The organism is Microbacterium sp. MAH-37 (assembly GCF_009758255.1).
In the GTDB taxonomy this organism is placed as follows: domain Bacteria; phylum Actinomycetota; class Actinomycetes; order Actinomycetales; family Microbacteriaceae; genus Microbacterium.
Genome location: NZ_WSEN01000004.1, coordinates 294,568 through 314,444 on the forward strand (window position 1 = coordinate 294,568; position 19,877 = coordinate 314,444).

At 70.5% G+C, this 19,877-nt stretch carries 16 protein-coding genes and 1 riboswitch; of the genes, 8 read left to right on the forward strand and 8 right to left on the reverse strand.

The annotated features are described in order from the left end of the window. Positions 1 to 14: 14 nt before the first annotated feature. Positions 15 to 374 (reverse strand): zinc ribbon domain-containing protein YjdM, encoded by a 360-nt coding sequence (locus tag GON06_RS04845; protein WP_157311169.1) that lies wholly within the window; start codon positions 372 to 374, stop codon positions 15 to 17. 51 nt (positions 375 to 425) lie between these two features. On the opposite strand from GON06_RS04845, the gene GON06_RS04850 reads away from it, so the two are divergent. Beyond that, positions 426 to 824 carry an ArsR/SmtB family transcription factor gene (locus GON06_RS04850; protein WP_157311170.1) on the forward strand — a complete coding sequence of 133 codons (399 nt, stop codon included), beginning with the start codon at positions 426 to 428 and terminating at the stop codon, positions 822 to 824. Next, on the forward strand, positions 821 to 2,461 hold the full coding sequence (locus GON06_RS04855) for a SulP family inorganic anion transporter (RefSeq protein WP_157311171.1): 1,641 nt from the start codon (positions 821 to 823) through the stop codon (positions 2,459 to 2,461). The genes GON06_RS04850 and GON06_RS04855 overlap by 4 nt, the downstream gene beginning before the upstream one ends. A 198-nt stretch (positions 2,462 to 2,659) precedes the next feature. Here GON06_RS04855 and GON06_RS04860 read toward each other — a convergent pair whose 3' ends face one another. After that, complete coding sequence (locus GON06_RS04860) at positions 2,660 to 3,478, reverse strand: SDR family NAD(P)-dependent oxidoreductase (protein WP_157311172.1); 819 nt, start codon at positions 3,476 to 3,478, stop codon at positions 2,660 to 2,662. 70 nt (positions 3,479 to 3,548) lie between these two features. Between GON06_RS04860 and GON06_RS04865 the strand changes: the two genes are divergently transcribed. Continuing rightward, complete coding sequence (locus GON06_RS04865) at positions 3,549 to 4,199, forward strand: TetR/AcrR family transcriptional regulator (protein WP_198346609.1); 651 nt, start codon at positions 3,549 to 3,551, stop codon at positions 4,197 to 4,199. Between the two features lie 196 nt (positions 4,200 to 4,395). Here GON06_RS04865 and GON06_RS04870 read toward each other — a convergent pair whose 3' ends face one another. Beyond that, entirely contained in the window at positions 4,396 to 5,433 is a 1,038-nt protein-coding gene (locus tag GON06_RS04870) for an FUSC family protein (protein WP_157311174.1), read from the reverse strand. 167 nt (positions 5,434 to 5,600) lie between these two features. Between GON06_RS04870 and GON06_RS04875 the strand changes: the two genes are divergently transcribed. After that, positions 5,601 to 9,962: an endo-alpha-N-acetylgalactosaminidase family protein gene (locus tag GON06_RS04875; RefSeq protein WP_332837163.1), complete on the forward strand. Its 4,362-nt coding sequence runs from the start codon at positions 5,601 to 5,603 to the stop codon at positions 9,960 to 9,962. A gap of 208 nt (positions 9,963 to 10,170) precedes the next feature. Here GON06_RS04875 and GON06_RS04880 read toward each other — a convergent pair whose 3' ends face one another. Beyond that, entirely contained in the window at positions 10,171 to 11,196 is a 1,026-nt protein-coding gene (locus GON06_RS04880) for a LacI family DNA-binding transcriptional regulator (protein WP_157311175.1), read from the reverse strand. A gap of 96 nt (positions 11,197 to 11,292) precedes the next feature. On the opposite strand from GON06_RS04880, the gene GON06_RS04885 reads away from it, so the two are divergent. The 3 genes from GON06_RS04885 (at position 11,293) to GON06_RS04895 (ending at position 15,830) form a co-directional block, all read left to right on the forward strand. Next, complete coding sequence (locus tag GON06_RS04885) at positions 11,293 to 13,038, forward strand: glycoside hydrolase family 35 protein (RefSeq protein ID WP_157311176.1); 1,746 nt, start codon at positions 11,293 to 11,295, stop codon at positions 13,036 to 13,038. Positions 13,039 to 13,247: 209 nt separating this feature from the next. After that, positions 13,248 to 13,324: riboswitch (ZMP/ZTP riboswitch) on the forward strand. A gap of 18 nt (positions 13,325 to 13,342) precedes the next feature. Continuing rightward, positions 13,343 to 14,458: a hypothetical protein gene (locus GON06_RS04890; RefSeq protein WP_198346610.1), complete on the forward strand. Its 1,116-nt coding sequence runs from the start codon at positions 13,343 to 13,345 to the stop codon at positions 14,456 to 14,458. A 286-nt stretch (positions 14,459 to 14,744) separates the two neighbouring features. Continuing rightward, the gene (locus GON06_RS04895) at positions 14,745 to 15,830 is read left to right on the forward strand and encodes a hypothetical protein (protein ID WP_232528159.1); all 1,086 of its coding nucleotides are present in this window, start codon (positions 14,745 to 14,747) and stop codon (positions 15,828 to 15,830) included. Positions 15,831 to 15,864: 34 nt separating this feature from the next. On the opposite strand, the gene GON06_RS04900 is transcribed toward GON06_RS04895, so the two are convergent. The 3 genes from GON06_RS04900 to GON06_RS04910 form a co-directional block, all read right to left on the reverse strand. After that, positions 15,865 to 16,533, reverse strand: coding sequence for a DNA alkylation repair protein (locus GON06_RS04900; protein WP_157311177.1), 669 nt, complete (start codon positions 16,531 to 16,533; stop codon positions 15,865 to 15,867). Positions 16,534 to 16,656: 123 nt separating this feature from the next. Then, a complete protein-coding gene (locus tag GON06_RS04905; protein WP_198346611.1) occupies positions 16,657 to 17,742 on the reverse strand; it encodes a sensor histidine kinase in 1,086 nt (361 codons plus the stop codon). Next, complete coding sequence (locus GON06_RS04910) at positions 17,732 to 18,397, reverse strand: response regulator transcription factor (protein WP_332837164.1); 666 nt, start codon at positions 18,395 to 18,397, stop codon at positions 17,732 to 17,734. The genes GON06_RS04905 and GON06_RS04910 overlap by 11 nt, the downstream gene beginning before the upstream one ends. A gap of 87 nt (positions 18,398 to 18,484) precedes the next feature. Between GON06_RS04910 and GON06_RS04915 the strand changes: the two genes are divergently transcribed. Beyond that, the gene (locus GON06_RS04915; RefSeq protein WP_157311178.1) at positions 18,485 to 19,105 is read left to right on the forward strand and encodes a M15 family metallopeptidase; all 621 of its coding nucleotides are present in this window, start codon (positions 18,485 to 18,487) and stop codon (positions 19,103 to 19,105) included. A gap of 15 nt (positions 19,106 to 19,120) precedes the next feature. On the opposite strand, the gene GON06_RS04920 is transcribed toward GON06_RS04915, so the two are convergent. Next, complete coding sequence (locus GON06_RS04920) at positions 19,121 to 19,840, reverse strand: TetR/AcrR family transcriptional regulator (RefSeq protein WP_157311179.1); 720 nt, start codon at positions 19,838 to 19,840, stop codon at positions 19,121 to 19,123. Positions 19,841 to 19,877 lie beyond the last annotated feature (37 nt).

Sequence of the window (19,877 nt, forward strand, 5' to 3'; positions counted from 1 at the left end):
CGGATGCGGCCGCGTCAGGCCTTCTTGACGAGGCTCGACTTCAGCAGCATCGCGCCGAAGCCGTCGACCTTGCAGTCGATGTCATGGCCGTTCACCGGATCGATCAGGCGGATGCCGCGCACCTTTGTGCCGGCCTTGATGCCCTGCGGCGACCCCTTCACCTTGATCGTTGTGGTGACCACGACGGTGTCGCCGTCGGCGAGGACGTTGCCCACGGCATCCTTCACGACGCGCTCCGCCGGCACCTCTTCAGAGGCGGGTGCCGCGTCGGCAGGCGACCACTCGTGCCCGCACATCGGGCAGACGAGCAGTGCGCCCATCTCGTAGGCGAGGTCGCTGGAGCACTCGGGGCACAGGGGAAGCTGATCGGCCATTCCCCGATGATATCGCGATATGATGAAGTCATCATTTCAGGAGGTGCGTCGATGCTGAGCGACCCGACCCGTCCGCTCTACGAGGTGAAGGCCGGCCTGTTCAAGGGCCTCGCGCACCCCATTCGCATCCGCATCCTCGAGGTGCTCTCGGCCGCCCCCGAGGTGTCCGTCTCGGAACTGCTCGACGACACCGGACTCGAGGCGTCGCACGTCTCGCAGCACCTCGCCGTGCTGCGCCGCAACCGCCTCGTCGTGTCCGAGCGGCGCGGCAGCCTGGTCTACTACAGCCTCGCCTACCCGCAGGTCGCCGACCTGCTGCGCGTGGCTCGCGCGCTGCTCGGCGAGATCGTGCAGAGCGCGCAGCACGAGTTCGCCGCTGCCGAGGAGCTGCCCGAGATCCCGGATGCTGCGGTGCCGGCATCCGCTCTCGCCGGCGCCGTCCGGTTATGAGCCCCCGCGGGCTCCTCGCGCTGCTCCCCTCGCGGACGGACTACCGCGCGGTTCCGCGCACCTGGCGCGGAGATCTGCTCGCCGGCCTCACAGTCGGCATCGTCGCACTGCCGCTCGCCCTCGCATTCGGTGTCAGCTCCGGCGCCGGGGCGGAGAGCGGGCTGGTCACCGCGATCATCGCGGGCATCGTCGCGGCGGTGTTCGGCGGATCGAACGTGCAGGTCTCCGGGCCCACCGGCGCGATGGTGGTCGTGCTCGCGCCGATCATGGCCGCGCAGGGCACGGGCGCCCTGGCGCTGATCTGCCTGCTCGCCGGCGCGATGGTGCTGCTTGCCGGCATCCTGCGGCTGGGCCGCACGATCAGTTACATCCCGTGGCCGGTGATCGAGGGATTCACTCTCGGCATCGCGGTGATCATCTTCCTGCAGCAGGTGCCTACCGCGACCGGCACGAAGCCGGGCGAGAGCACGAACGCCGCGGTCGCCGCCGTCCAATCGCTTCTCACGGCGAGTTGGCCGAAGGCCGGCTGGTCGCTGCTGCTGGTCGCGATCGTCGTCGCGATCATGCTGGTCTCGCTGAAGATCGCCCCGAAGTTCCCGGGGTCGCTGCTGGCGATCGTCGTCACCGGACTCCTCGCCGCCCTGGTCGGTCTCCCCGTCGACGTCATCGGCGAACTGCCGTCGGGGCTCCCCGCACCGACGCTGCCCGACTTCTCACACACAGGTTCCCTGCTCGGGCCTGCGCTCGCCGTCGCCGCGCTCGCCGCCATCGAGTCGCTGCTCGCGGCAAGAGTCGCTGCGAGCATCTCCGACACCGGCCCGTACGACGCCGACCGCGAGCTGGTCGGCCAGGGCCTGGCATCCATTGCCTCCGGTCTGTTCGGCGGGATGCCGGCGACCGGCGCCATCGCGCGGACCGCGGTGAGCATCCGTGCTGGAGCGCGCACCCGGGTGGCCGCCATCGTGCACGCGCTGCTGCTGCTCGCGATCGTGCTCGTCGGAGCCTCCGTCGTCTCGCACATCCCGCTTGCGGCGCTCGCGGGGGTGCTGATGGTCACGTCATGCCGCATGATCGCGCCATCGACCGTGCGCGCCGTGATGGGATCCACCAGGTCGGATGCCGTGGTCTTCGTCATCACCGCGATCGTCACGGTGAGCGTCGACCTCATATACGCCGTGCTGATCGGTCTGCTCGCGGCGGGCTTCTTCGCGCTGCGCCAGCTGGCGAAGGCCAGCGGCGTGCACCGCGAGGAGCTGCCCGGCGCCGCGCAGCCCGGCGACGAGCGAATCGCCGTGTTCCGCCTCGAGGGCGCCCTGTTCTTCGGTGCTGCGGAGCGGATGCTGGAACGCGTGAGCTCACTGCGCGACATCGAGGTGGTCGTGATCAGGATGTCGCAGCTGCAGATCCTCGATGCCACCGGAGCCCAGGTGATCACCGACATGATCGTCTCGCTGGAACGGCGGGGGATCACGGCGCTGGTCAAGGGCATCCAGCCACAGCACCTGCGGGTCGCCGAACGCGTCGGCGTGCTGGCATCCCTGCGCCACCAGAACCACCTCTTCGACGACCTGCCCGCGGCGGCCGCGCACGCCCGCGACCACGTCGCGCGGACGGGGCGGCCTGACACAGCGGATTGAGCGCGGGGTGCTCGTCGCGGCTCGGTTCCGGTCGCATTCGGGCACGGTGTGGAGCCTCGTGACTGTGCTGGATTGCGACGGGAGTGCGGGCTGGCGCGGTGTGGTGCGGTTCCAGTCGCATTCGGGCACGGTGTGGAGCCTCGTGACTGTGCTGGATTGCGACGGGAGTGCGTACCGGGATGCCGCTGCGGCGACGGCTCAGGCGGCGTAGCCGAACTGCTTGCGGGTCATGGCGTCGAAGGCGCGATCCGGCAGCACGGTGGCGAGGGCGACGGCGATGCCTGCGCCGGGGCCGATCCGGTAGCGGGTCTTCGGACGGGCGACGGTCGCGGCCTTCACGATCAGCTCGGCCACGGCATCCACGCTCGACGTCTGCCTCGCCAGCGCCGGGCTGGCGAAGTAGGTGCGCATCGCGGCGGTCATCGCCGCGTAGGGCCCGCGGCCGGATGCCTGCTCCAGCCGCTCCATCGCAGTGTCGTGCCAGTCGGTCGCCACGTAGCTGGGCTGCACCAGCGTGACGTCGATGCCGAACTGACCGACCTCGCCGCGCAGCGAGTCGGAGATCGCCTCGAGGGCGAACTTGGATGCGTGGTACCAGCCTCCGAGCGGCGCGGCGAACTCGCCGGCCAGTGAGGACACGTTGACGATGCGGCCGTGGCCGGCGGCGCGCATACCGGGAAGGACGGCCTGGATCATACCGACGGCGCCGACGACGTTGACCTCGAGCTGGGCGCGGGCGTCCTCGAGCGAGGTCTCCTCGACGCTGCCGAATTCGCCGTAGCCGGCGCAGTTGATCAGCACGTCGATCGGGCCGGTCTCGGCGGTGGCCAGAGCGACGGCGTCGGCGATCGTGGTCTCGTCGGTGAGGTCGAGCGGCACCGGGAGGACGCCGTCGATCTCGGCGATCGCAGCGGTGTTGCGCGCGGCGCCGATGACGGTGTGACCCTGCGCGGCGAGCATCGCCGCGACCCGGGCCCCGATCCCGGAGGATGCGCCGGTGATGAGGAAGTTCGTCATGATGTGCTCCTTGGTCGGAAAGTCTTACTGTGAACGTCGTTCACTGAATGGAGACGTTACAGTGAATGTCATGCACAGTCAAGGGGATCGCGCACTTCGTCAGCTCTGGGGGATCGAACCCCCCGCGGCGAAGGGGCCGAAGGCGCGGTGGACTCTCGCCGAGGTCGCCGCTGCGGCCGTCGAGCTCGCCGACGAGATCGGTCTCGAGGCCATCTCACTCGCCCGCGTCGCCGCGCGCCTCGACATGACCACGACCGGGCTCTACCGCTACGTCGACGCCAAGGCCACGCTCATCGAGCTGATGATCGACTCGGCGGTGGGCGACCCGCCCGCGATCGAGGGCGACGGATGGCAGGACCGCTGCCGGACGTGGACCGAGCTGCTCGCGGACAGATATGCGCAGCATCCGTGGCTCTGCGAGGTGAAGCCGACCGGCATGCCCACCCAGCCGCGCGCCTACGCCTGGATCGATGCGCTGCTCGCGGCGATCGCCGACGACGCGCCGGTCGACGCCCTGCGGCTCGCGATGCTGCTGGACAGTCTCATCCGCACCTACGCGACACTCGAGCGCACCACCAACGGCACCCCGCCGCCCGCCTGGCTCGGCCGGGCCGTCGCCGAGCGGTTCCCGCGTCTGGCCGGCGCCGAGCAGCAGGACGTCACCGACGTGCGCGCCGAGCTGCGCTACGCCGTCGACGCCGTGCTCCGCGGTGCGGTCTGACGGATGCTCGGGGTCGACCCTTCGCCGGTTCCGGTCTCACCCGTTGCGGGTGCGGGGCGGACCCGCATCCGTTGAGACCGGAGCTGATGGAAGTCGCCCCTTCGCTGGTTCCGGTCTCACTCGTTGCGGGTGCGGGGCGGGCCTGACCCGCATCCGTTGAGACCGGAGCAGATGAGGGGACCCGCGGTGGGCTGACCTACGCCTCCCCGGCGAGTTCGCCGTGGATGCGCCGCAGGTCCTCCATCAGCGATCCGACCAGGATCCAGTGATCGGATGCCGGCGCGCGCACCACGAGCGGAGTCGTCAGCGCCGGGATGGCCGTCGTCAGCGCCTCCGGATCCGGCGCGGCGGAGGCGTCCTGCACCGCCAGTCGCACGTCGTGCCCGGCACGGCGCAGCTGCTCGGCGATGGCGCGCACCGTCGGATCCGATGACAGCGAATCCTCGTAGTGGTCGAAGTACGCCCTGGTCATGCCGATCACCTGCGTGACGATCGGCGAGACGGTGTCGAGCAGCGCGCGCACCTGACGCAGCTCCTCGCGGTGCGAGGACCCGCGCGGATTCAGGGCGAGCGATTCCTCGGCGGCTTTGACGGATGCCTCGGCGGCATCCTTCATCGGACGCAGCAGCCGCACCTCGAGCATGAGTTCCTGGCGCTCCGCCGGCGTGCGGGTCATGGGCAGCGCGGCGGCCAGCCGGTCGAGGCTCGCGGCGACCTCGCGGCCCAGCAGCCCGACATCCTGCCGTGCTGGACCGCTCAGCACGGGCGGCACGATGAACACGTTCACGACGAATCCGACGGTGGCCCCGATCAGCGTCTCGAGGATGCGGTCGAGCGCGTAGTCGGGGTTCGACGAACCGAGCGCCAGCACGAGCACCGCCGAGATCGCGACCTGATTCCCCGTGCCGGGCGAGGCGCGCAGCGCCCAGGCGACGGCGAGCGCCACCACGACCGCTGCGAGCACCACCCAGCTCTGCGGTCCGAGCAGCAGGCTGAGCACCACGGCGATCACGACACCCGCGATCACACCGACGCTGCGCTCCAGCGCCTTCGACAGCGACTGGTTCACGCTCGGCTGCACGGCCAGCAGGGCGGCGATGGCCGCGAAGATCGGCAGCGGCCCCGGGATCAGCCATCCCGCGAGCAGCCACGCGACGATCGTCGCGACGGCGGACTTGACCACCTGCAGCAGGGGAGCGCGCTTCGCGGAGCGGAGCGCGGCGGTGATGCGCATGCCGCCCACGGTACTCGCCCCATGGTTGCGCATTGTTCCTGTTAGCGCTGCCAGCGTCACCGCCCCAACGCCGCGATAATCAACACTCCGAACAAACATCGGGTCTTGTTTCCGCAAACATCATCTGCGATCATCGTGACCGAACGCCGATTCGAAGGAGAACCAGGGTGAAGACAACGCAGAGACGCTGGGCGGGGGTGGGCCTGACCTGTGCGGTCGTCGCGGCCGGCCTGTCGGCCTTCAGCACGGCCCCCGCATGGGCGGCGGATGACTCGGAGCTGGTGCTGCGCACCGGCGCGCTCGAGGTGCACGCCTCCGGAGCCTTCCCGCAGGTCGTCCAGTACGTGGATCGCGCCAGCGGCGCAGTCATGCGCGGCAACGACACCGCGCTCACCTCGATCGAGATCAACGGCACCGCACAGCCCGTGTCCGTGGCATCCAGCCGGGTCGACGACAGCACGGTCGAGTACGTCCTCACCCCGACCGCCCTCGACGGCGTGCGCCTCACCGCGCGCCTCAGCGTGAAGAAGAACGTCGTCACGCTGAAGTTCACCGACATCCAGGACCCCGGCAAGAAGGTCGCGACCCTGCGCATCCCCGGCCAGAACCTCGTGACCGTGTCGTCCGCCGACGCCGGTTCGGCGGTCGCCGCGGCCAACCTCTCCGTCGACCGCGCGAAGTCGGGCGACACCTTCATCCCGGTGACCGCGCAGACCCCCGTGGACGCTGCACCCGTGTCGTCGAACACGGTCATCGCGAACACCGGCCAGCTCGCCGCGGCGTTCACCACCAACGCGATGTACGACACCTCGAGCGGCCCGGCGAACAAGGACTCCGGCAACTTCTGGCGTCAGGCCGTGAAGGACGGCGACGACGTCGAGATCGGCATCTCCAGCGGCCAGTGGCTGTACCGCGCGAAGGACGCGCCCGAGCCCGAGGAGCTGCCCTGGGTCAAGGTCGCCATCACCCCCGACGCCAACGCCGACGGCGCGGTCGACTGGCAGGACGGCGCGATCGCCCTGCGCGACCTGCGCGTCGCGCCGTTCAAGGGCGACCAGACCCCCGACAACGTCATCACGCACATCCCGTTCAACTTCGCCTCGCAGGCCACGCATCCGTTCCTGCGCACGCTCGACGACGTCAAGCGCATCGCGCTGAACACCGACGGACTCGGCCAGGTCGCGATGCTGAAGGGCTACACCAGCGAGGGCCACGACTCGGCGAACACCGACTACGGCGACAACTTCAACGAGCGCGCCGGCGGCCTCGACGAGCTCAACGACGCCCTCGAGGCGGGCAAGAAGTGGAACGCCTCCTTCGGCGTGCACATCAACGCCACCGAGATCTACCCAGAGGCCAACTCGTTCAGCGACGACATCATGGACCCGAAGGCGAAGGGCTGGAACTGGCTCGACCAGTCGTACTACATCGACCAGCGCTTCGACACGAACTCGGGCCGTCTCGACAAGCGCATCGGCGAGCTGGCGGATGCCACGAACGACAACCTCGACTTCGTGTACGTCGACGTCTACTACCAGTACGGATGGCTGGCCAAGAAGATCCAGGAGTCGCTGATCGACCACGGCTTCCGCGTCGGCTCGGAGTGGGCCGACAAGCTGCCGGCCAACAACACCTGGTCGCACTGGGCCAACGACGAGAATTACGGCGGGTCGTCGAACAAGGGCGTGAACTCGCAGATCCTGCGGTTCGTGAACAACACCGAGGCCGACGTCTGGAACCCCGACCCGCGACTCGGCACCAGCCACATCGTCGAGTTCGAGGGCTGGACCGGCCAGAACGACTTCAACGGCTTCCTGAAGAACGTGTGGACGGCGAACGTGCCGGCCAAGTTCCTGCAGCACCACGAGATCACCCGCTGGACCGATGAGGCGATCGACCTCGAGGGCGGCGTACGGGTCACGGGCACGGATGCCGCGAGCCGGTCGATCACGGTCGGCGGCGCCGAGGTGCTGCACGGCGGCAGCTACCTGCTGCCGTGGGCGTCGAAAGACGGCGGGAAGACCGACAAGCTCTACCACTACAACCCCGCCGGCGGCAGCACCACGTGGACCCTCACGAAGGAGTTCGCAGGCAACGCGACGCTTCAGCTGTTCTCGCTGGGTGACGGCGGCCGCACCAAGGTCGCCGACGTGCCGGTCGTGGACGGAAAGGTCACGATCGACGCGCAGGCCGGCCAGCCTTACGTGCTCGCCGCCGGCGCGAAGACGGACGCCGGCAGCAGCCTGCCGAAGAAGACCCGCTTCGGTCAGAGCACACCGGTCGTCGACCCCGGTTTCAACGAGACGACGCTGGATGCATGGAACCCGGCCGGCGAGGTCACGATCGAGCGCGATCAGCTGGGCCGCCGCGCGGCGCTGTTCGGCGCAGGCGAGGCATCCGTCCAGCAGCGCCTCGGCGAGCTGCCCGCGGGCGAGTACACCGCCAGCGCGTGGGTCGGCATCGACAAGGGCAAGACCCGCGACGTTGAGCTCGGCGTGCAGGTGCCGGGCGGAGCGGATGCCGATGTCGCGATCGACTCCTCGAACGCGCAGAACTACGTCGGTGCCGATGAATGGCACGGCACCACGCTGCAGCGCCTGAAGGTGCCGTTCACGATCCCGGCCGACGGCACCCGCCCGACGCTGAAGATCGGCGCCGGTGACGGCGACGCGTCCGTGCGCATCGACAACGTGCGCATCGTGAAGGCGAAGGCGCCCGAGCTCGGCGACGGAGTGATCGCCAGCGAGGACTTCGAGGACGTGGATGCCGGATGGGGTCCGTTCCTCAAGGGCGCCGCAGGCGGCGCCAACGACCCTCGCACCCACATCGCGAAGCGCAACGACTTCACCCAGAAGGGATGGAACGGTCGCCAGATCGACAACATCCTGAACGGCGACTGGTCGCTGATGGCGCACCAGGAGAACTCCGGCCTGGTGTACCGCACCAGCGAGTACACCGTGCCGTTCCAGTCCGGGCACCGCTATCGCGTCTCGTTCGACCACCAGTCGACCGAGGCCGGGCAGTACGCCTGGGTCACCGGCTACGACTCCGCGACCGGTCCGCGCGTCACCCAGCGCACGCCCTTCGGCGCCGTGCACGAGACCACGCGGTTCGAGCAGATCGTCGACGCCAGCACCTGCGGCGACACCTTCGTCGGCCTGGAGCGCATCGCGGGCGGTGACGCCGACCTGATCCTGGACGACTTCCTCGTCGAGGACCTGGGCGAGTCCGACGCGATCCCCGCATGCGCGCAGTTGAGCGGGAAGCTCACCGGCGACGTGATCCAGCAAGGCACGCCGAGCACGTACACGACCACGTTCACGTCCGACGAGTCGGCCGCGATCTCGGATGTCTCGGTGAAGCTGACCGTGCCCGAGGGGTGGACCGCAGAGGCTGTGACCCCGGCGACCGCCGCGACGATCGCGCCCAAGGGCACGCTGGTCACCCAGTGGCGCATCACGGCACCGGCATCCGCCGACGGCTCGTACGACGTCGCCGCGACGGCGACGTACACGACGACCGTCGACCCGATCGGCACCAGGACCGTGCAGAGCACCACCCAGGTGAAGACCCTGCCCAAGCCGCCCACCAGCACCGTCTATGCGAGCGACCACGACTGGGTCAGCGCCACGAACGGCTGGGGTCCCGTGGAGCGCGACCAGTCCAACGGTGAGCAGGGGCAGGACGACGGCAAGCCGCTTACCCTGAACGGCGTGGTCTTCGAGAAGGGACTGGGTGCGCACGCGCCGAGCAATGTGAAGTACTTCCTCGGCGGCTACTGCACCACGTTCACCGCGAAGGTCGGCGTCGATGACGCGCAGCCCACTCGTGGCTCGGTGGTGTTCTCGGTGAAGGTCGACGGCAGGACCGTCGTCACCTCGCCGGTCATGAAACCGACCAGCGCCACGTTCGACCTGACCGCGGACATCACCGGCGGCCAGTACGTCGAGCTGATCGTCGGTGACGGCGGCGACGGCAACGGCAACGACCACGCCGACTGGGCCGACGCGACCTTCACCTGCGGTGAGACCACCAACCCCGGTGGCGGTGACGGCGGGGACCCCGGTGCGGGCACCGCGCCGAAGGGCACGGTCTTCGTCAGCGACCTGCCCTTCCTCAGCGAGAAGAACGGCTGGGGTCCGGTGGAGCGTGACATGTCCAACGGCGAGGACGCGGCCGGCGACGGCACGCCCCTCACCATCGGCGGCGTGACCTTCGACAAGGGCCTCGGCACGCACGCCGACTCCTCGGTGGTCCTGTTCCTCGGCGGTCAGTGCACGACCTTCACCGCGAAGGTCGGCCTGGACGACTCGAAGGACGAGAAGGGCGAGGGCGACGTGATCTTCCAGGTGATCGGAGACGGAAAGGTGCTGCACGACACCGGGTCGATCACCTGGGACGACCCGGCCACGCCGATCTCGGTCGACGTGACGGGTGTCGAGAAGCTCGAGCTCTACGTCGACACCAACGGCGTCAACTACCGCGATCACGCCGACTGGGCGGACGCCAAGCTCACCTGCGCCTCGTAGGTGGCCCCGCGGGGCAGGTGAAACCAGGGAGCGGGTGCCGCAGGCGCGGCATCCGCTCCCTTATGCCGGAGCCGGGGATGCGCGAGACCCCGAGTTCTGCGCGAGACCCGCGGTCCGAACATGGGTCTCGTGCGGGGATGCGGGTTTCGCGTGGATCTCGCGTGGATCTCGCGTGAGGAGGCGGATCCCGCGTCGGCGTCGGCGTGGGCTACGCGCGCGGCGCGGCCGTGGACGAGCGGATGACGAGCTCGGGATGCAGGTCGAGGGCGCTCGCGTCCTCGCGGCCCTCGATGTGCGCGATCAGTCGCTGCGCGGCGGCGCGGCCCATGCCCTCGAACGGCTGGCGCACGGTCGTCAGCGCCGGGGACGCGAACGCGGCCAGCGCGATGTCGTCGACGCTGACCACCGACACATCCTCGGGAACCCGGCGCCCGGCCTCGTGCAGGGCGCGGATCAGCCCGAACGCCATCTCGTCGCTCGAGACGAACACGGCCGTGGCATCCGGGATCGCGGCGATCGTGCGGCCGGCGCGGTAGCCGGACTCGGGAGTCCAGTCGCCGGGGATGACCGGCGGTGGCGTGATGCCGCGCTCGATGAGGACCTGCTCCCAGGTCTCGCGGCGCTGGCGGGACTCGATCCAGTAGTCGTCGGCAGGGACGTGCCAGACGGTACTGTGCCCGAGGTCGAGCAGGTGCTCGACGGCGAGGCGGGCGATCGCATGCTGGTCGACGATGAGTGGCGCGTCCATGTCGAGCGACGCGCGCTCGGTGCGCGTCGACGGGGTGCGGTCGGTGCGCATCCGCATCGCCGGGGAGTCCAGCTCGACCGGCAGGCCGAGCACGATGCCCTCGGCGCCCTGCCGTTCCAGGCGGTCGAACGCCTGCACGAACGCATCGGTGGAGGCGTGGTCGGGGACGGCGGCCATCGTCACCGTGTAGCCGTTCGCCGCTGCGGCCTGCTCGACGCCCGCGGCCAGCGCAGCGGAGGAGTACCGGTCGGTCGAGACCAGGATCATCCCGAGGATGCGGGTCCGTCCGGACGCCAGCGACGCGGCGGCGGCGTGGATGCGGTACCCCAGCGACTCGACGGCGGCGTGCACGCGCCGGGCGGTCTCCGGGCGCACGTTCTGGTTGCCCGAGAGCACGCGCGAGACGGTCTGCGCGCTGACGCCTGCGGCGCGCGCGACGTCGAGCTGATTGGGGGCGCGATCGGCGCTCGGGCGGCGGGGCGACATGGGGCAATGCTAGCGGTCCACCCCTGATGATTCGGGGATTCTCGTAAGTTCTGCTGAGATAGTGTGAACGCAAACATTTGCCTATTGGGGAGACGCATGACCAGCATCGCCGCACCCTCGCTGACCTGGCGAGACGGTCAGATCCTTCGTGACGGTCAGTCGCACCGCATCCTGTCCGGCGCCGTGCACTACTTCCGCATCCACCCCGACCAGTGGGAGGACCGCCTGCGCCGCCTCGCGGCGATGGGCGCGAACACCGTCGACACGTACGTCGCGTGGAACTTCCACGAGCGCGTCGAGGGTTCCTACGATTTCGAGGGATGGCGCGACGTCGCGCGGTTCATCCGCATCGCCGGCGATGTGGGGCTGGACGTGTTCGTGCGCCCCAGCCCGTACATCTGCGCGGAGTGGTCGAACGGCGGCATCCCGTTCTGGCTGTCCGGCCGGGTGCGCGCGCTGCGGACGTCGGATGCCGGGTTCCTCGCCGCGGTGGACGCCTGGTACGACGCCCTGATCCCGCAGCTCGAGCCGTTGCAGGCAGCGCACGGCGGCCCCATCCGGCTGATCCAGGTCGAGAACGAGTACGGATCCTTCGGATCGGATGCTGCATACCTCGAGCACCTGCGCGACGGACTCCGCTCGCGGGGGGTGGTCGAGATGCTCACGACCGCCGACGGCACCCTCCCTGACATGGTCAGGAACGGCAGCGTCGACGGCGCGATGGGTACCTTCACCTTCGGCACCGGCGTGCAGGACGCAGTCGCGCTGCGCCGGGACGACCACCACCTGATGTGCAGCGAGCTCTGGGGCGGTTGGTTCGACCACTGGGGCGAGCAGCACCACGTGCGCTCGGCCGAGAGCATGATCGGCACCGTGCAGGAGCTGCTCGACGAGGGCGGCTCGGTCAGCATCTACATGGCGCACGGCGGCACGAACTTCGGGCTGTGGGCAGGCGCGAACCACGACGGGATCATCCAGCCCACGATCACGTCCTACGACTCGGATGCCCCGATCGGCGAGGACGGCACGGTGAACGACAAGTTCCACGCGCTGCGCGCGGCGTTCGCCCCGTTCCACTCGGCTCCGCTGCCGCCGGTTCCGGATGCCCCGAAGCGGCAGCCCGCGGCATCCGCTGAGCTGACGCCGGGGGCGTCGCTGCTCGACGTGGTGCGCGCGCAGCCGGTGGTGGCGACCGCGCCGATGCCGCTGAGCTTCGAGGAGCTCGGCGCGGAGGACGGGATCGTCGCGTACGAGGCATCCGTGACCTACCCCGCGGATGCGACGCTGCGTGTGCTCGATCTGCACGACCGCGCGACGGTGTTCCTCGACGGCGAGCGGCTCGGCACGATCGAGCATGACGGTTCGCAGGAGCTGGCGCTGCCGGTGGAGGGCGGTTCCGCGGTGCTCACCATCGTGGTCGAGAGCCTCGGGCGCATCAACTACGGCGCGCACACGGGGCAGCACAAGGGCATCCTCGGCGGCGTGCTCATCGGCCGCCGGTACGCGCACGGGTGGGAGCACCGGATCGTGCCGCAGTCGGCTCCGGTAGTCGACGGAGCTGCTGGGGTGGATGGCGTCGCCACCGCGACCCTCGACGTCGCCGAACCGGCCGACGCCTGGCTGGCCTTCCCCGGCGGTGCGAAGGGGATGGTCTGGCTGAACGGGTTCCTGCTCGGCAAGTACTGGGAGCGCGGCCCGCAGGTCACGCTCTACGCCCCCGGTCCGCTGTGGCGCGAGGGCCGCAACGAGATCGTCGTGCTCGACACCGACCGACTCGGCTCGACGGTCGAGATCCGCGAGCAGCCCGACTTCGGCGCATCCGAGGAGTTCATCGGCGCGTAGCGCGGCGGCATCCGTCGTTCGTTCGGGTCGCGATTCGTCACGCTTCGGGTCTTTCGTCGTTCGTTCGGGTCGCAGTTCGTCCCGTTACGGCGCCGGGAAAGCGTGCCGAATCGAGACCTGGATGCCGGGGTGGCGGCGATTCCGGGACGAATCGCGACCTGGATGCCGGGTGTGGCAACCGGGGACAGCGACCCGAGGCTCGACCGGTAGCCTGGAACCGCGACTGGCGAGGCCGGGTGACCGGCGGGGAGCGTGGAGTACGGCATCGACCGCCTGGGTGCCCATCGGAACGATGGGAGCACACATGCGCTACGGGATGAATCCGCACCAGGCCGCCGAGGTCACCGGAGGACCGAAGGTCCTGAACGGCGAGCCGTCGATGATCAACTACCTCGACGCGCTGAACGCGTCGGCGCTGGTGCGCGAAGCGGATGCCGCCACGGGGCTGCCCGCCGCGGCATCCTTCAAGCACGTCTCACCGGCCGGTGCGGCCGTGGCCGGAACGGTCGACGCGGTGGCATCCGAGACCTGGCGTATCTCAGACGAGGGCGGCCTGATCTCGGCCTACGTGCGCGCCCGTGACGCCGATCCGAAGTCGTCGTTCGGCGACGTGGTCGCGCTGTCGCGGCCGGTCGACGCGGCGACCGCCGAATTCCTGCGCAGCGTGATCTGCGACGCCGTGATCGCGCCGGGGTACGAGGAGGGCGCCGTCGAGATGCTCCGCGGGAAGCGCGCCGGACGGTTCCTCGTCTTCGAAGCGGATGCCGCGGAGCCGCCGCTCCGGGAGCGCCGCGAACTGCTCGGCGCCGTGCTCGAGCAGGACCGGGATGCCGCCGACGTCGCGGCCGTGCTGCCGGACGGTGCGCTCGACGAGTCCGGCCGTCGCGACGCGCTGCTCGGCATGGTCGCCGCGCGCTACACGCAGTCGAACTCGGTCGTGCTGGTGCGCGACGGCGCCGCGGTCGGCATCGGAGCGGGGCAGCAGAACCGGGTGGACTGCGTGCGTCTGGCCGGGGCGAAGGCGCGGGTGTGGTGGCTGCGCCGGCACGCGTTCGTGCGTGACCTGCCCGAGGTCGACGGCATGCGACGGCAGGACCGGCTGAACTGGCAGATCCGCTTCGCCGGAGCCGAGATGACCGGCGCGCAGCGCGCCGAGTTCGCGGAGATCTTCGGCGCTGAGGCATCCGAACGGTACGCGGACGCCGGATGGCGCGAGGCCTGGTGCGCGGACCTCACGGGCGTGACGCTCGTGTCGGACGGGTTCCTGCCGTTCCGCGACAACGTCGACCACGCCGCGGAGTTCGGCGTCTCGACGATCGTCGAGCCAGGCGGATCGACGCGCACCGACGAGGTCGCCGCGGCCGCCGCCGAGCACGGCATCGCGCACGTGCAGACCGGGCTGCGGCTCTTCCGGCACTGACACGCGGTGAACATCCGGCGCGCGCGACAGGGATGTCTGTCTCCGAGGCGTTTCTGACGAAGGGCGTCGCGGCGAATGCGGCGGCGCCGACGTCAGTCTGCCGGAGTGCCGAGCTCGCCCGCGTCCGGGTCGCATTTCGTCCCGCTCAGCCAGCGTCCGCTGCGCTCGGGTCGCAGTTGGCCCCGCGATGAGTGCGGGAAAGCGGGACGAACTGCGACCCCAGCAGGCTGTGCATGCGCGGAGCGGCGCGGCCGCGAACGTCGGCGACCGATGGTTCGATGGGGGCATGAACGGGCAGGCGCGGGGCTGGGCGGAGAAGGAGCGGGCGCTGCGCGAGCAGGACCGCGGCCTGTGGGTGACGGCCGCATCCTTCGTGCTCGGTGCCGCCTTCGGCACCCTGCTGCTGCTCGGACCGCCGCGACCGCTCGCCGGCCCAGGGTCGATCATGATGCCCGCCGCCCTCGTCGCGGGACTGATCTCTGCCGCCGCGTTCGTGGTCAGCACCCTGATGCACCGCCGCGGCGAGACCTCCGGGATGCCGCGCTGGCAGACCGTGGTCTCGGACATCTCCTCGGTCGCCGTGACGATCGCCTTCGGCGGCGTCGCTGCGCTCGGCACTCTGCTGGGCGCCGAGGTCTTCGCCAACGGCCTGCACGACATCTCGCTCGTGCCGCTGGCCGGGGGCATCTTCACCGGTGTCGCGTCGGCCGTCGCGGGTCGGCTGGCGTTCGCCGCCGGCGTCGATCTGCGCACCACCGACCTCGCAGCGCTGCTGTTCGGGTTCCTCATCATCGGCACGATGTTCGCCATGATCACCGCCGTCGACCCGCTCTGGTGGCAGAAGAACTTCTCGCAGCTGGGCGGCGGTGCGGGGGCCTGGGCGTTCAACGGCACGCTGATGGTCGCCGGCCTGCTGATCGCCACGGTCGGCTCCTACATCGGCCGCGACCTGCACCGGCTGCTCGGTGACGGAGCGCTGCGCCGGATCGCACTCGTCGTGATCGCCTGGGCCCTGGCTGGTGCGGCGCTCGCCGCGGTCGGACTGCTTCCGATCACCCGCGTGCCCACCGCGCACTTCGTCGCCGCGACCGCAGCGCTGGTGCTGTTCGTGGCTGCCGCCGTCGCGACCGCGTTGGTGCTGCCCAGGGAGTGCTCGCGCACCCTGCGCGCGACGACCGTCGCCGTCGTCGCCGTGGTGATCCTCGCGGTGGTGCTCTCGTTCGCCGTGCACCTGTTCCCGATCACTGCGCTCGAGGCGATCGTGGTCGGCCTCACCCTGCTGTGGATGTCGACGCTGGTGCGCCTGCTGGCGATCCTCGCCCCTGACGTGTCACGCCCCTCCGAGGTGCACTCGCCGCTCCGCGCGCTCTGAGCGGGGGCCGGGCGAGCGGGCGGGGCGGGCGCTGTCAGCCCTCGCGGCGGCGTACGATCTCGGCGATCCAGCTCGGCGCGAACGGGCTCGTGCAGCCGGGCGCGGTGGGATAGTCGGCCAGCACCTGCAGGCGCTCACCGATCTCGAGAGCGCGCTCGCGGCGCGACGGGTCGTAGATGCCGATGTTCGCCAGAGTCTCGTTCATCGCCCATTGCAGGCGCTCCGGGGCATCCTTCATCTCGCGCTCGATCTGGTCGAGCAGCGCGTCGAGGTCGAGCCCGTCGCGATCCTTCATCACGCGCGTCGTGGTGAGCGCCCAGGCGGATGCCGCGACATCCGGGTCGGCGTCGTCGAACCAGCGCAGTCGCATCTCCTCGGCCAGCGGCGACTTCTTCACGATGTAGTTCACCAGCCAGTCGGAGACCTTCGGGCCGTTCGCCTCGCGCATCATGCGGTCGAGGTCGTCGGACGAGAACTCCTTCGGCTTCACGATCAGCAGCGCGACCAGGCGCGCGGCGGTGTCGCCCGTCGCCCACAGCTCGCGCGACAGCTGCGGCGATGTGCCCGCGGCTTTCGCGACCGCGCGCAGCTTCGTGAGGTTCACGCCGTGGTCGTCGCCGTGCCGCTCGTTGACGGCGCGCGCCTTCGGGTCTTCGAGGGCGGCGAGCTCCGCGAGCACGCTGTCGACCGTGGCATCCGTCATCCCGTCAGCCTACGTCGGCGCCTCGCCAAGGGGCTCCGGTCTCACTCGTTGCGGGTGTTTCGCCGGGCGGACCCGCATCCGTTGGGACCGGAGCGAGGAGGAGGGAGCATCCGAGGCGCACCGTCAGGCGGGCAGGCGCACGGTCACGACGAGGCCGCCGTCGGCGAGCGGGGCGAGCGACAGCTCGCCGCTGTGCGCGCGGACGATGGATGCCACGATCGCGAGGCCCAGGCCGACACCCTCTCCGTGCTCCGTCGTGCGGGCGCCGCGCTGGAACGGCTCGGTGAGGTGCTCGACATCCTCCGAGGACAGCCGTGCGCCGTTGTTGCCGACCACCAGCACGACCGCGTCGGCCTCCGACGACGTGCGCACGGCGACCCCTCCGCCGGACGGCAGGTTGTGCACGATCGCGTTGTGCACGAGGTTCGTCGCGAGCTGCTGCAGCAGCGCCGCCGACCCGGTCGTCACAGCCGGTGACAGCTCGGTGTCGACCTCCACCGATCGGCTCGCGGCGAGCGGCGCCAGCGTCTCCACCGCGTCCTCGGCCAGCAGCGCGAGATCCACCTTCTCGGTCGAGCGCACCGCGCCCTCCGCTCGCGAGAGCATCAGCAGCGACTCGGTCAGCCCGATCGCCCGTGCGTTCACCGCAGCCAGCCGCGCCAGCAGCTCGTCCCGGTCGACCGAGGGATCGGCCGCGCCCACCTCCAGCATGGTCCGCGTGATCGCCAGCGGCGTTCGGAGCTCATGCGAGGCGTTCGCCGCGAAGCGCTGCTGCTCGCCGACGTGCCGCTCCAGCTCTGCCAGCATCCGGTCGAAGGCGTCCGCGAGGTCGGTGAACTCGTCGCCGCGCCCCGGCAGCGAGACGCGATGCGAGAGGGAACCCTCCGCCGCGAGCCCCGCAGCCTCGTGCAGCCGGCCCAGCGGGCGCAGCATCCGTCCGGCGAGGAGCCAGCCGCCGACCAGCCCGCACACGACCAGCAGCGCGAACATCGCCACCGTCGGCGGCGTGAACGCACGCACGAGATCGCCCTGCGACGGCACGACCCGCGGGCGGCCGTCGGAGCCCTGCATCCACCCGGACCCCTGCGGCACGTACCGCAGCAGGAACAGCCAGACCACGGTGAGCAGCGCCGCACCGGTCAGCACGATGACGGCGGCGTAGCTCAGTGCGAGCCGCGCCCGCACCGACATCCCGCGGCTACGCGCCATCGTCGATCCGGTATCCCACGCCGGGCACGGTCACGATCACCCACGGCTCGCCGAGCCGCTTGCGCAGCCCCGACATCGTGATGCGGACGGCGTTGGTGAACGGGTCGGCGTTCTCGTCCCAGGCTCGCTCGAGCAGCTCCTCGGCGCTGACGACGCCGCCGTCCGCGGCGACCAGCACCTCGAGCACCGCGAACTGCTTGCGGGTCAGCGGCACGTAGCGGCCGTCGCGGAACACCTCCCGTCGGAACGGATCGATGCGCAGCCCGGCCAGCTCGCGCACCGGCGGGGCGGCGTGCGCGGAGCGGCGGGCGAGCGCCCGCAGCCGCAGCACGAGCTCGCGCAGCGCGAACGGCTTGGTGAGGTAGTCGTCGGCGCCCAGCTCGAATCCGGTCTGCTTGTCGTCGAGCCGGTCAGCGGCGGTGAGCATGAGGATCGGCATCCCCGAACCGGATGCCACGATCGACTGCGCGACCTCGTCGCCGGTCGGCCCCGGCACGTCCCTGTCGAGCACGGCGACGTCGTAGGTGTTGTACGAGAGCAGTTCGAGCGCGGTGTTCCCGTCGGGCGCGATGTCGGCGGCCATCGCCTCCAGCCGCAGACCGTCGCGGATGGCCTCGGCGAGAAGCGCTTCGTCCTCAAGGATCAGCACCCGCACGCTCGCAGTCTACGAGCCGGGAGGTATCGAAAACGTATGCTCCGGGGCATACAGCCCGGCAACATCCGGTTCGAGAGCGTGGAGGGCATGAGTACTCTCGCGCAGCGCCCCCGTGCCCCGTTCGCCCTAGCCGCAGCCCTCTGCCTCGCCCTGCTGGGCATCGTCGTGGTCGCGACGGGCGTCATCGTGCAGGTGGCCGGGGCGGCACCGGATGCGGGGATGCCGGGTGGGGACCCGGCGCCTCCCGCGGTGGCGACCTCCGCCGAACCGGAGATCGTCGACGGTCCGGCTTCGCCGTTCGACGACACGAACCCGACGGTGGCGAAGCTCGATCCGGAGCTGCGGGAGGCGCTGCGCGAGGCTGCCACGGCCGCGCGGCGGGACGGCATCGACATGGTCGTGAACAGCGGATGGCGCACCCCGGAGCGCCAGGAGCAGCTGCTGGTCGAGGCGATCTCGACCTACGGCTCGCGCGAGGAGGCCGCCAAGTGGGTGGCCCCGGCCGACAAGTCCTCGCACGTGCATGGCGAGGCGGTGGACATCGGAGATCTGGATGCCGCGATCTGGCTGGGTGACCACGGGCGGGAGTTCGGGCTGTGCCAGACCTACGCGAACGAGCGCTGGCACTTCGAGTACCGTGCATCCGCACCGCAGAACGGATGCCCGCGGGCGTACCCCGACCCCACCTACGACCCGCGGCTGAAGTGAGCCGGCCCGCCGCTGTCAGCGGTCGAGGTCGGCCAGCCCGGCGATCACCCTGTCCAGCCCGAACTCCCAGGCGCGACGAGCGTCGTAGGGGGCGCCCATCGCCTCACCCGCGGCGGCGCCGACGCGGCGCGCGAGCGGGAAGTCCTCGCCGATGTAGCGTGCGAGGGGCCCGGCGGACTGCTCCCATGCGTCGCCGAACCCGGCGTCATCCGGCATCCGCATGATCCGTGGTGCTGCGGCGCCCACGAAGTCGAGCACGAACGACAGGGCGGCGTCCCGGGCGATGTCGTCGGCGGTGGTGCCGTCGAAGGCGTGCAGCTCGCGGTCGTACTTCGCGATCGTGCCCGGGCCGAGCGCGGTGCGAGGGTCGTGCACATCGAGCAGCCACGGATGCCTGCGGAGCAGCGCCAGGTTGTCCTCGGCGACCTGGCGCACCCGGGTGCGCCAGCCCGTGTCGGCGGACGGCGGGGCGGCCATCCGCGCATGCGCGCGGTCGGCCATCAGCACGAGCAGGTCGTCGCGGCTGCCGACGTGCGTGTACACGGACATCGTCGTCATGCCGAGCGAGTCGGCCAGCGCACGCACGGTGAGACCGGCGAGCCCGAGGTCGTCGGCCAATGAGATCGCCCGGTCGACGACCTCGCCGACGGAGTGCTTCGGCCGCGGGCCGCGACGTCCGCCGGAGGGCGCGTCCGGAGCGTCGCGCCAGAGCAGATCGATCAGCGGTCTCGGCATCACGGAACCTCCTCGGGAATAGAATCCATATTAGTGT